The organism is Pseudomonas sp. 478 (genome assembly GCF_003254125.1).
Classification (GTDB): domain Bacteria; phylum Pseudomonadota; class Gammaproteobacteria; order Pseudomonadales; family Pseudomonadaceae; genus Aquipseudomonas.
On the sequence record NZ_QKZG01000001.1, the window covers coordinates 621268 to 633669 of the forward strand.

Sequence of the window (12402 nt, forward strand, 5' to 3'; positions counted from 1 at the left end):
CTTTTCGTGAATCGTGTTGCCGCCCCAATGACCGCGTTGAAATACCTCCAGGCCTATCCTGCAGCACTGCAGGACCAAGTGCGCCAGCTGATCGCCGACGGTCGGCTGGGCGACTACCTGAGCCAGCGTTACCCGGAAAAACACCGGGTACAGAGCGACAAGGCGTTGTACACCTATACGCTGGACCTCAAGCAGGAATACCTGCGTAACGCCCCGGCCATCGATAAGGTGTTGTTCGACAACCGCCTGGACCTGACCCACCGCGCCCTCGGATTGCACACCGCGATATCCCGGGTGCAAGGCGGCAAGCTCAAGGCCAAGAAAGAAATTCGTGTCGCTTCATTGTTCAAGGATGCACCTGCCGAGTTTCTGAAAATGATCGTGGTGCATGAACTGGCACACTTCAAAGAGTCGGATCACAACAAGGCGTTCTACAAGCTTTGCGAACATATGTTGCCGGGGTATCACCAGGTGGAGTTCGATGTGCGGGTGTACCTGACGTGGCGGGATATGCAGTAGAAATCAAAATATCGCAGCCGGGAGTGTTTAGATGGATGTAAGCAAGACCAAGAGCAGCTTCTATCGTCGGTTGTACGTGGCGTACCTGATTGATAGCGGGTTGGCCAGTAGCGTCCCGGCGCTGACCGAAGTGACCGGCATGCCCCGGCGCACGGCTCAGGACACCATCGCGGCATTGGCGGATCTGGACATTGTGTGCGAGTTCCAGCAGGAAGAAGGCGCGCGCAATCATGCCGGGCGTTATCGGATCCGCGAGTGGGGGGCGATAGATCGGGGGTGGATCGAGCGCAATCTTCGGCAGATCAAAGCGGTGCTGGAATATCCCTGAGATTTTGCGGTGAATGAACTGACGCCTTCGCGAGCAAGCCCGCTCCCACATTAGATCTCATTGCCGCCGCAGATCAATGTGGGAGCGGGCTTGCCCGCGAAGGGGCCCTTACGGACGGCGCATCCCGATATGCGGAATGTCATCTTCAAGAAATTCCTCGCCCGCCACTACAAAACCGTACCGCCCGTAATACCCCTGCAAATGCGCCTGTGCCGAGAGATAGATCGGTACTTCAGGCCAGCGCTTTTCAGCCTGTTTCAACGCCTGTGCCATCAACTCATGCCCAAGCCCGGTGCCGCGCGCTTGAGGGGCAATGATCATCCGCCCGATGACCACGTCGCCACCCTGTAACTCCGGGTCGAGCAACCGCAGGTACGCTACCAGCCGATCCCCGTCCCACGCCATTAAATGGCAGGTGTCACCTTCCAGATCCTGGCCGTCGACGTCCTGATAGGCGCATTTCTGCTCAACGACAAACACCTCTGCACGCAGCTGCAGAATGGCGTACAGCTGCTCTTTACCCAGATCGCTGTGGTGTTTGCAGACCCAATCGATTGTCATCTTCACACTCCTTGAACATCGTCGCTCCGATACTAAGCGCCCAGGCGAAAGATGTCTGTATGGCAGAGAAATCTGTGACATAGGCCAAAATGCCATCATTCATTTCGCGCGACCTTGTCTTGTTTGTGTAATCTGGGATGAAGCACTGTGCAATGACTTCTATGAGCTAATGTGAGTACCTGGTTTGGCAGTACGGGGGGCTTGGAGTTTTGGCTGAAAACACGTCGGGCGTCTCGCCCGCTAAGGATTTTCTAGCATGCCGCGATTGCATCAAGCTTTTGCTTTGATTGGATTGCTGTTGCTGACTCAAAGCGCGGCAGCGGAAAAGCTGCGCTTGGTAGCCGATGCCTGGCCGCCCTTTACTGACTCCACGCTGGTCAACGGTGGGTTGGCCACGGACATCGTCAGTACAGCGCTGGCCCGGGCCGGTTATGCCAGTGATTTTGAACAAGTGCCATGGGCGCGGGCCTTGTTGGGGGTGGGCGAGGGTCGATACGACGTGCTGGTCAACGCCTGGTACACCGACGATCGTACGAAGCTTGGCCAGTTTTCTGGCGAATACCTGCTCAACCGGGTGCGCTTTCTCAAGCGCAAAGACACACCAATCGAATACGACAACCTGCAACAACTGCATACCTACCCGATAGCGGTGGTTCGCGGTTACGCCTACTCGCCAGCGTTCGATGACGACGTATCGCTGCAGAAAGTCCCGGTGCACAACTTCTCCATGGCTGTGCGCATGGTCGCCGCCGACCGGGTCAAGTTGACGCTGGAAGACGAATACGTCGCGCGTTACTTCCTGGCCCGGGAATCAACCAAGGTGCGCAATGCCGTGGAGTTTTTGCCCAAGGCATTGAGCGAGAACAGCTTGCACATCCTGGTCAGCCTGAAGAATCCCAGGCATGAACAGATCGTCGCCGGTTTCGACCGCGAGATCGCGGCGATGAAAGTGGATGGGAGTTATCAGCGGTTGATGAAGCAGCATGGGATGTGAGTTTTGTGGTGTGGGTGATGGCCCCTTCGCGAGCAAGCCCGCTCCCACATTAGATCTCTGCCGTACACAAAATCTGCATCCACTGCAGATCCACTGTGGGAGCGGGCTTGCTCGCGAAGAGGCCGGCTCAGCCACCGCAGATCTCAATCCTCGCTCGTTTCCTTGATGAGGTGCGCCGCCAACGTCCGCAATGGCCCCAGCTGACGGCAGATCAACGCCAACTGCGTCTGCACCAACCGCTGCCCTTCATCGATTTCATCCGGCATCTGCTCAAGCTCATTGGCCAGTGCTTCTTCCTCATCGCTCTGAATCGCAATCGGCAGTTTGCTCGCCAACCCTTGGGCAATTTCATCGATGCTGGCGGCCAGTCTCACCCCGGCACCGTCGATCAAATGCTCGCGCACGTCGGGCGGTAGCTGGGTTTCCCGGTGTGCGCCCAGTCCGGACAAATAACTGAGCAAGGTGTGTGACAGCACCAGGAAGCGGAACCCGACATCCGCTTCCTTACGGAAATGCCCCGGTTCCATCAGCATGTTGGCGAGCGTCGTCGACAGTGCCGCGTCGGCGTTGTGCGCATTGCGTCGGGCCAGGCGATACGCCAGGTCGTCGCTTTTGCCGGCGGCGTATTGCTGCATGATCTGGCGCAGGTAAATGCTGTTGCAGGTCAGGGTGTTGGCCAGCACTTTGTTCAGGCGTCGGCCCTGCCAGTCCGGCAGGAACAGGAACACGGCGAGTCCGGCGATCAGGCTGCCCAGCAAGGTATCGAACAGCCGTGGCAGGAACAGCCCGTAACCATCCCCGACCTGGTTGAAGCAGAAGAGCACCATCAAAGTGATCGCGGCCGTCGCCAGGGTGTAGCGGGTGGTGCGGTTGATAAAGAACACCACCCCGGCGGCGATCGCGAAGCAGGATTGGATCAAGGGGTTCGGAAACAGATCGAACAGCGCCCAGGCCAAGGTCAGGCCGATGGCGGTGCCGATAATCCGCTGGCCGAGTTTTCGGCGGGTGGCGCCGTAGTTCGGTTGGCAGACAAACAGCGTGGTGAGGATGATCCAGTAACCCTGGGACGGGTGGATCAAATGCACCATCCCGTAGCCGATGCTCAAGGCCAGGGGCAAACGCAGTGCGTGACGGAACAGAAGCGAGGTCGGCGTCAACTGGGTGCGTAAGCGTATCCACACATCTTTGAGGTTACGGGGCGAACGGTCGAGCAGGCTGCTGTCCGTGGCGTCCGCCAGGGCATCGGGGTTACTGGCATCGCTGAGCAAACGATCGAGCGTGCCGAGGTTGGCCGCCAGTGCCCGCAACGACCGCAACAGTCCGCGCCAGGCCGGGTTGCTCTGAATGCGCAGGTGTTCGAGGGAGGCGTGCAGGTCACTCAGGGCTTCAGCGAAGCTGGCGTCATAGATGAACGGCTGGCGCATCTGGATCGACTCGGCCAGCGCCCGGCAGGCCTTGCCTTGCTGACGCAGCAGGCGCTGGCAGCGGAACATCACGTCGCTGTGAAAGAAGGCATCGGCCAGGGCGTTGTAAGGGTAGTGCGAGGAACTGGCGCGCTCGTGAATGTCCTGAGCGAGGAAGTACAGCTTCAGGTAACGGCTGAGTTTCGAGCCCGGCCGACCGTTGCCGACCCGGTGCAGGATGATTTCCTTGGCGGCGTTCAGTGCGGCCACGACACGGCCGTTTTGCTGCGCCAGTTCCAGTCGACGCGCTTCCACGTCCATCTGGCGGATCGGCTCGAACAGCGACGATTTCAGCTTCAGGTAAAAACCCAGTTCGCGGAACAATCGCGCCAGGCTTTGTTGCACCGGCTGATTGGAAAACATCGCCTGCCACAGCACCGAGAGCAAACCGTACCACGCGGCACCGGCCACCAGCAGCATCGGCTCGTGCCAGAAATCGATGACTTCGCCGCCGCGCTGGTCCACGCCGATCATGGTGTAGACCGACAGAATCAACGTCGCCGAGGCAATCGCGCCATAGCGTTCACCCAAGGCGCCGAGCATGGTCAGGCCGAAACTGGCCAGGGCCAGGGCGATGACAAAAACGACGGGGTAGGGGAAGAGCAGTTCGACGGAGAGGGCGGCGACGCTGAAGCACACCAGCGTCACGGCCAGTGCGTTAAGGCGGCCTTGCCAACTGTCGTCGGTCTCGGCCAGGGCGCTGGCGATGATCCCGAGGAACAGCGGGATCAGCAGCCCCATTTCATCCTTGTACCAACACAGCGCCATGCTGCCGGTCAGGGCGATGAACACCCGTACGCTGTAGCTGAATTTATCCAGCGCCCAGAGGCGACGCAGAGACTGACTAAAGGGGGTCGATGACATGAAGTGCGAGGGCCTTCCGAGGCGATGACGCTAAATTGAGCCAGTAATGACGCCGGCGCAATGGCGCCGATCACATCTGACAGCAAAATCTGTTCCTTTAAAGATCACCACATCACCCATGTGGGAGCGGGCTTGCTCGCGAAGGCGGTGTATCAGTCAACAGAGATGTTGAATGTTATGGCCCCTTCGCGAGCAAGCCCGCTCCCACATTTTATTTGTGTACACCCTTGAGTCAGGCGTATTGCGCAGCAGCGTAGCCGGAGGCCCAGGCCCACTGGAAGTTGAAACCGCCCAGATGCCCGGTGACGTCGAGTACTTCGCCGATGAAATACAGGCCGGGGCTTTTCAGCGATTCCATGGTCTTGGATGACACCTCGTTGGTATCGACGCCGCCCAATGTCACTTCAGCGGTGCGATAGCCTTCAGTGCCGGCCGGCACCACTTTCCAGCTCGCCAGTTTTTCGGCGATGTCGGCGATTTCCGCGTGGGTGTACTGCTTCATTGGTTTGGAGACGAACCAGTTGTCCGCCAGCAGGTTGGCCATCTTCTTGGTGAAGATTTCCCCCAGCAGGGTTTTCAGCTCGCTGTTCGGACGTTCGGCTTGCTGCTGTTGCAGCCAGCTCGGCACGTCGTGGTCCGGCATCAGATTGATCTCAACCGTATCGCAGGATTCCCAGAACGAAGAAATCTGCAAAATCGCCGGACCACTGAGGCCGCGGTGGGTGAACAGGATGTTCTCGCGGAAACTCTGGTCGTTGCAGCTCACCAGGCAATCCACCGACGTACCGGACAGTTCGGTGCAAAGCTCTTTGAGCTGATCGGTGATGGTGAACGGCACCAGCCCGGCGCGGGTCGGCAGCAAGTCGTGGCCGAACTGCTTGGCCACCTGATAGCCGAAACCGGTGGCGCCCAGCGTCGGGATCGACAAGCCGCCAGTGGCAATCACCAGCGATTCGCAGGTGATCTGATCGAGGGTGGTTTGCAGCAGGTAGCCGCTTTCCATTTTCTCGATGTGCTGGATCGAGGTGTCCAGGTGCAGGCTGACGCCGACCTGATTGCATTCCTCGATCAGCATCTCAAGGATGTCGCTGGATTTGTTATCGCAGAACAACTGGCCGAGTTTCTTCTCGTGGTACGGCACGCCGTGTTTGGCGACCATGCCGATGAAATCCCACTGGGTGTAGCGCGCCAGGGCGGATTTACAGAAGTGTTCGTTCTGCGAGAGGAAATTGCTCGGTTCGGTGTACATGTTGGTGAAATTACAGCGGCCACCGCCCGACATCAGGATTTTCTTGCCGGCCTTGTTCGCGTGGTCGAGCAACATCACCTTGCGCCCGCGCCCGGCGGCGGTCAGCGCACACATCAAACCTGCGGCGCCAGCGCCAATGATCACGACTTCGGTAGAGCGCAAAGCGGTGTCCTCATACAAAATTCAAATTCACTGATAAACCAATGTGGGAGCGGGCTTGCTCGCGAAAGCGGTGTGTCAGGCAGCTTAATGCCAACTGACACTCCCTCTTCGCGAGCAAGCCCGCTCCCACATTTGATCTCTGCCAGCCAGAAGATCTCTTACAGGATACGAACGCGCAGCGAACGACCTTTGATCTTGCCGTCATTCAGGCGCTGCAAGGCTTGCTTGGCGATCCCGCGTTCCACCGCCACATAGGCCTGGAAGTCGAAAATCGCGATCTTGCCAACCTGAGCGCCCGGAATACCTGCATCGCCAGTCAGCGCGCCCAGAATGTCACCCGGACGCACCTTGTCTTTACGGCCAGCGCCAATGACCAGCGTGCTCATCACCGGCAGCAGCGGTGCGCCACCCTGGGATTTGAGGTTGTCCAGCTGATCCCAGCTCAACGGCGACTTCTGCAGTAGCTCGATGGCTTGGGCGCGGTGCGCTTCGGACGGTGCGACCAGGCTGATCGCAATCCCTTTCTCACCGGCGCGACCGGTACGGCCAACACGGTGGATGTGGATTTCCGAATCACGGGCCAGTTCGACGTTGATCACCATGTCCAGCGCATCGATGTCCAGACCGCGAGCAGCGACGTCGGTAGCCACCAGCACCGAGGTACTGCGGTTGGCGAACATGGCGAGCACCTGGTCGCGGTCACGCTGTTCCAGATCGCCGTGCAGGCCGACGGCGGAGATACCTTTGGAGGTCAGGTGATCGACGGTTTCCTGAACCTGCTGCTTGGTGAAGCAGAAGGCGACACACGATGCCGGACGATGATGCGCGAGGACTTTGACCACGGCGTCCATGCGCTCTTCCGGGGAGATTTCGTAGAAGCGCTGCTCGATCTGCGTGTCGTCGTGGAACGCCTCGGCCTTCACGATCTGAGGCGTGCGCATGAATTTCGCCGCCAACTGCTTGATACCCGTCGGGTACGTGGCGGAGAACAGCAGGGTCTGGCGACGCGCTGGGGTCTGGGCAATGATTTCTTCGATGGAGTCGTAGAAACCCATGTCGAGCATGCGGTCGGCTTCGTCGAGGATCAGCGTGTTCAGGCCATGGAGCACCAGCGAACCTTTGCGCAAATGCTGCTGAAGGCGGCCGGGGGTGCCGACGATGATGTGCGCGCCATGCTCCAGAGAACCAATCTGCGGGCCGAAGGACACGCCGCCACACAGGGTCAGGACCTTGATGTTGTCTTCGGCACGGGCGAGGCGACGGATTTCCTTGGCAACCTGGTCGGCCAGTTCGCGAGTCGGGCAGATGACCAGCGCCTGGCAACCGAAGAAGCGCGGATTGATCGGGTTCAGCAGGCCGATACCGAAGGCGGCGGTCTTGCCGCTGCCGGTCTTGGCCTGGGCGATCAGGTCCATCCCCTTGAGGATCACCGGCAAGCTTTGCGCCTGGATCGGCGTCATCTCGGCATAACCCAAAGAGTCGAGGTTAGCCAGCATGGCGGCGGACAGCGGCAAAGTATTAAAAGCGGTGGCGATGGTGGTCACGGGACTGGCCTGCAAAACAAAATGTCGCGCAGTGTACCAGCCCCCGGCTCTGCACCTGCAATTTCTGGACGAACGCAAACCTGTGGCCCGGGGATTTATCTGTGGTGAGAGGGATTTATCTGTGGTGAGGGGATTTATCCCCGTTGGGTTGCGTAGCAACCCTGATAAGGTTGATGCAATTAGTCTGACCCACCGAGGCGGCAGATCTAAGGGGCGCTGCGCACCCCAACGGGGATAAATCCCCTCGCCACAGATGAATCTGCATTGCCCTGTTCAGTGTTCGATGTGCTCTTCCGGACGCTTGACGCGCCGTCCGTCTTCCTTTGAGAGCTGAGAAAAGATCGTTGCGGCCAGCATTGCCATGATCCCGACCGTCACAAAGGTCAGCTGGAACGCGCCCAAAACCGTGTCCACGCCATCGTTGCCGATCTCCGCAGTGAACCCGCCGAGCAAGGCGCCGGCACAGGCAACGCCAAGGCTCAGGGACAATTGCGCGACCACCGACAGCAGGCTGTTGCCGCTACTAGCGCTGGCGTCGTCGAGGTCGATCAGGGTGACGGTGTTCATTGCGGTGAACTGCAACGAGTTGATCGCCCCCAGAATCGATAGCATCACCAACAGCAACCAGTACGGCGTTTGCTCGCTGACCAGCCCCATGCTCGCCAACATCAGCCCCAGCGCTAACGTATTGCCGGTGAGCACGATGCGATAGCCCAAACGTTCGATCAGCGGTCGCGCCACCGACTTGGCGACCATCGCTGCCGCCGCCAACGGCAGCATGCTCATCCCGGCCTGGGACGGCGAGTAACCCAGTGCTACTTGCAGCAGCAATGGAACGAGAAACGGCAGGGCGCCGCTGCCCAGACGGGCGAACAGGTTGCCGAGGATACCCACGGCAAACGTCCGGGTCTTGAACAATGACGGCGCGAACAGCGGATTATCAATGTGCCCGGCCCGCAGCCAGTACGCCGCCAGACAGGCCATGCCGGCGAACAGCAGCAACATCACCCGCAAGTGCGGCAGGTGCAGTTCGCCGAGGCCTTCCATGGCGATCGTGATCAGCACCATCGCCGCGCCGAACAGTAAAAAGCCCAGGCTGTCGAAGCGGGTGCGTTCGGTGCCACGCAGGTCGGGGATGAATTTCCACACGGCGTAACAACCGACGGCGCCGACCGGCAGGTTGATCAGGAAGATCCAGTGCCAGGTCAGGTATTCCACCATCCAGCCGCCCATGGTCGGGCCGATCAACGGGCCGAGCAGACCGGGGATGGTGATGAAGCCCATGATTCGCACCAGCTCCGAACGCGGGTAGGCGCGCAACACCACAAGTCGCCCGACCGGCAACATCAGCGCACCGCCCAGGCCCTGGATCACCCGTGCGCCAATCAGCAGGCTCAGGGTGTTCGACAGTGCACAGAGCAACGAGCCGAGGCTGAACAACAGAATCGCGCTGAAGAAGATTTTCCTGGTACCGAAACGGTCGGCAATCCAGCCTGAGGCAGGGATCAGCAAGGCGACGGTGAGCATGTAGGCGATGATCACGCCTTGCATGCGCAAGGGGTCTTCGGCCAAGTCTCGGGCCATGGCGGGCAGGGCGGTGTTGAGGATGGTCCCGTCGAGGGATTGCATGAAGAACGCGATGGCGACGACCCACGGCACCCAGCGGGCGGTGATAGCGTCGAGAGGTGGGCGGTTGGGCATGGGACCTCTTGTGGGTCGAAGTTAATGCAAGGACATGGCGGGCACTGACCTGTGGCGAGGGGATTTATCCCCGTTGGGCTGCGCAGCGGCCCCAAATTGGTAAACGCGGTTTGCCAGACAGACCGCATTTGCCGGATTTACGACTGCTTCGCAGCCGAACGGGGATAAATCCCCTCGCCACAGGATCCCCTGTGTACAGGGGTTTTGTGTTTACAACGTAAGGGTTAGTCGGCTGACCAGCGCCCCCGGCAACAACGCTGACGCTGTGGCCCGCTGGCTGTAAGTGCTCGCCGACAGTAGCAACTCGCGCTCCTCGGTCAATGCTTCCAGCTGCGATCCCAACAGACTGTAGGCACTGTCATCAAACCGCATGGTGCTCACTGGTGCCTGAATCTCGCCGTTCTCGACCCAGAAGGTCGCAAACCGTGTCATGCCGGTCAGGCGTGCCGCCGGCTGATCGGAGTAGTTCAAGTACCACAGGTTGCTGATGTACAAGCCCGTGCCCAATTGCTTGAGAATCTCTGCATCAGGCAACGTACCGGCGGCCATGTTCACTGCGCTTGGCATTTCACCGCCGCTGGCGCCGTTGGCGGTCAGGCCGTACTCGGCCGCACTGCGTGAACTGACCATCTGCGCGCCAGCCTTGCCGTTGACGATCAACCCCAGATCGCTGCGCGGATAACCTTCGCCGGAGAATGCCGGGCTCAACGAACCACTGACCTTTTCATCCACCGACACCAACGGGCTGAACGCACTGTCGCCCGCGTAAAGCTTCTGCAGCGGGCTGTTTTTGCTGGCAATCGACTGCGCCGAGAAACCGCCCCAGCCCAGCATGTCCATGATTTCTCCCAGGGCTGCCGGTGCCAGATACGCGCGGTACTGACCCGGCGTCAGGGTGTGTTGCGGTCTGCCGAGAAACGCCAACTGCTCGCGTGCCTGCGCAAAGCGCTTGGCAAACCCTTCGCTGTTCCAGTCGTGCCCGGCGTAACTGGCTTTCACCGCCTGGCCGTTCTCATGGACCAGACTGAAATCAAAGTTGAAGCTGTTGGCCTGATGCCAGCCGAACGCGCCCGAAGAACTGGCGAAACCACGACTGATCGGGCCGGCGGCGTAGAAACCCACCAGGTCCAGCCCTTCGGCGGCCTGGGTGATTTCAGCGACCACTTGCTCGGTGTCCGGCAGCGGATGCTCCTGCACATTCTTGCTCTGCCAGCCGTTATGGTTGAGCAGCAGGTACGGATCCTGCGGCAGCAACGGCAAGGTTTCGCGCAGTTGTTGCAGACCTTCGGCCAGACGCTGAACGTCGACTTCCGCATCACCCGACAGCGTGATGTTCAGGTCGGCGTGGCGCCCCTCGTTGATCAGTTTGAAGCCGACGCTCGCCTGTTGCACCTGCCCGGCCTGACGGACCTTGGCGTGGTTGAAGCGCACGAAGGCCGAGGATTCGGCGGCGTAGCTGAGGGTGAATTGTTCCGGCTCGCGAATCGCATTGCGCACCCAGTTGACCAAGACTTTGAATGACTCGGCCTGATTTTTCGACGTACTCATCAGGCATCTCCCCCAAACACATCAACGTTGCTGAACACACAGGCCGGCGAGGCATGGCCGACGCGGATCACCTGGTTCGGTTCGCCTTTGCCGCAGTTCGGCGTGCCCAGTACCTTGACGGAGTTGGCATCGCCAACGGCGCTGAGGCTTTTCCAGAACTGCGCGGAAATCGCCCGGTAGTTCGGGTTCTTGACCACGCCTTTGAGTTCGCCGTTTTCGATCAACTGGCCCCATTCACAGCCGAACTGGAACTTGTTGCGGGCATCGTCGATGGACCAGGACCGGTTGGTGCTCATCAAGATGCCGTGCTCGATGTTGCCGATCATCTGCTCCAGCGGTTGATCGCCGGCCTCGATGTTCAGGTTGGCCATGCGATCGATCGGCGGACGGTTCCAGCTGCAGGCGCGGCTATTGGCCACGCCCTCCATGCCCGCGCGAAACTGCGACAGCGCGCCGCCCAATGGGCGCAGCAGCAAGCCTTCTTTAATCAGGAATTGTTTGCTAGCGGCAGTACCGTCGTCGTCATGGCCATAGCTGGCGAGCTGCTCGGGGATGTCCGGGTCGAAGGTCACGTTGAGCAGTTTGGAGCCGTATTGCAGGCTGCCAAAATCTTCGGCCTTGACGAAACTGGTGCCGGCGTAATTGCGCTCGTCACCGAGGATGCGGTCCAGTTCCAGCGGGTGACCGATGGACTCGTGGATCTGCAGCATCATCTGGTCCGGCATCAACAGCAGGTCACGCGGGCCTTTCGGGGTGTTCGGCGCCAGCAGCAATTGCAGCGCCTGATCGGCGATTTTCGGACCAGCGCCGACCAGGCCACAGCGGATGATCACATCAAAACCGCCCTGTTGACCGAAGTTCTCGCGGCCCAGGGTTCGGGTCTGGCTGTCGTTGCCGTCGTAGGCGGTGACTTCCAGGCTCGGGTAGACGAACCGCTGAGCCTGGCGCAGTTCGGCGCCGGCGTTGCTGAGGTAGATCTGCTCGACGTTAGTGATGCCGATGCTCACTTCCCAGTTCACCAGTCGCTCGTCCTTGGGCACGGCGGCGGATTCGGCGCCGAGCAGTTGGTAGCAATCGCTCAGGGACGGGAAGGGCTGGTCGAGGTTCGGCGAAAAGTAGTCGGCGCGGTCACTGGAGACCCCTTGCGCGCTCAGGTCGAGCAGGGCGTGGGGCTTGAGTCGGCGGGCTTGTTGCTCGGCCTTCTCCAGTGCGGCTTGCAGGCCTTGTTGCGACAGGTCGTTGGTCGCGGCGTAGGCTTCGACGCCGTTGACCCGAACGGTCAGCATCGCGCCTTCGTCACGGCTCAGGCTCGGAGGTTCGGCGACATTCTTGCGCACTGACAGGTACTGGCCGGACTCGCGCACATAACGCAGCGAAAAGAATTCAGCGCCCGTGCGCAAGGCAGCAAAACGCTGCTTGAGCTGGGGATGGAAATCGAACATTCGGGAACCTCCTTGGTATGGAGTGGC

At 60.0% G+C, this 12402-nt stretch carries 10 protein-coding genes; 3 read left to right on the forward strand and 7 right to left on the reverse strand.

From position 1 onward, the window contains the following. Window positions 1–27 precede the first annotated feature (27 nt). On the forward strand, window positions 28–519 hold the full coding sequence (locus tag DFS28_RS03070) for a M48 family metallopeptidase (RefSeq protein WP_008151965.1): 492 nt from the start codon (window positions 28–30) through the stop codon (window positions 517–519). A 31-nt stretch (window positions 520–550) separates the two neighbouring features. Further along, window positions 551–847: a helix-turn-helix domain-containing protein gene (locus DFS28_RS03075; RefSeq protein WP_008151963.1), complete on the forward strand. Its 297-nt coding sequence runs from the start codon at window positions 551–553 to the stop codon at window positions 845–847. 108 nt (window positions 848–955) lie between these two features. On the opposite strand, the gene DFS28_RS03080 is transcribed toward DFS28_RS03075, so the two are convergent. Then, entirely contained in the window at window positions 956–1408 is a 453-nt protein-coding gene (locus DFS28_RS03080) for a GNAT family N-acetyltransferase (protein WP_111448509.1), read from the reverse strand. A 256-nt stretch (window positions 1409–1664) separates the two neighbouring features. Between DFS28_RS03080 and DFS28_RS03085 the strand changes: the two genes are divergently transcribed. Continuing rightward, window positions 1665–2402 (forward strand): ABC transporter substrate-binding protein, encoded by a 738-nt coding sequence (locus DFS28_RS03085; RefSeq protein WP_111448510.1) that lies wholly within the window; start codon window positions 1665–1667, stop codon window positions 2400–2402. A 143-nt stretch (window positions 2403–2545) separates the two neighbouring features. Here DFS28_RS03085 and yccS read toward each other — a convergent pair whose 3' ends face one another. From yccS to DFS28_RS03115, 6 genes are all read right to left on the reverse strand, one after another. Further along, window positions 2546–4729, reverse strand: a complete 2184-nt coding sequence (yccS, locus tag DFS28_RS03090; protein ID WP_111448511.1) for a YccS family putative transporter — start codon at window positions 4727–4729, stop codon at window positions 2546–2548. A 232-nt stretch (window positions 4730–4961) separates the two neighbouring features. Next, window positions 4962–6140, reverse strand: a complete 1179-nt coding sequence (locus tag DFS28_RS03095; RefSeq protein WP_111448590.1) for an NAD(P)/FAD-dependent oxidoreductase — start codon at window positions 6138–6140, stop codon at window positions 4962–4964. A gap of 158 nt (window positions 6141–6298) precedes the next feature. Then, window positions 6299–7636 carry an ATP-dependent RNA helicase DbpA gene (gene dbpA / locus DFS28_RS03100; RefSeq protein ID WP_232252256.1) on the reverse strand — a complete coding sequence of 446 codons (1338 nt, stop codon included), beginning with the start codon at window positions 7634–7636 and terminating at the stop codon, window positions 6299–6301. Between the two features lie 321 nt (window positions 7637–7957). After that, complete coding sequence (mdtD, locus tag DFS28_RS03105) at window positions 7958–9385, reverse strand: multidrug transporter subunit MdtD (protein WP_111448512.1); 1428 nt, start codon at window positions 9383–9385, stop codon at window positions 7958–7960. A 210-nt stretch (window positions 9386–9595) separates the two neighbouring features. Further along, window positions 9596–10933 carry a TldD/PmbA family protein gene (locus DFS28_RS03110; RefSeq protein WP_111448513.1) on the reverse strand — a complete coding sequence of 446 codons (1338 nt, stop codon included), beginning with the start codon at window positions 10931–10933 and terminating at the stop codon, window positions 9596–9598. Continuing rightward, entirely contained in the window at window positions 10933–12375 is a 1443-nt protein-coding gene (locus tag DFS28_RS03115; RefSeq protein WP_111448514.1) for a TldD/PmbA family protein, read from the reverse strand. The genes DFS28_RS03110 and DFS28_RS03115 overlap by 1 nt, the downstream gene beginning before the upstream one ends. Window positions 12376–12402: the final 27 nt, after the last annotated feature.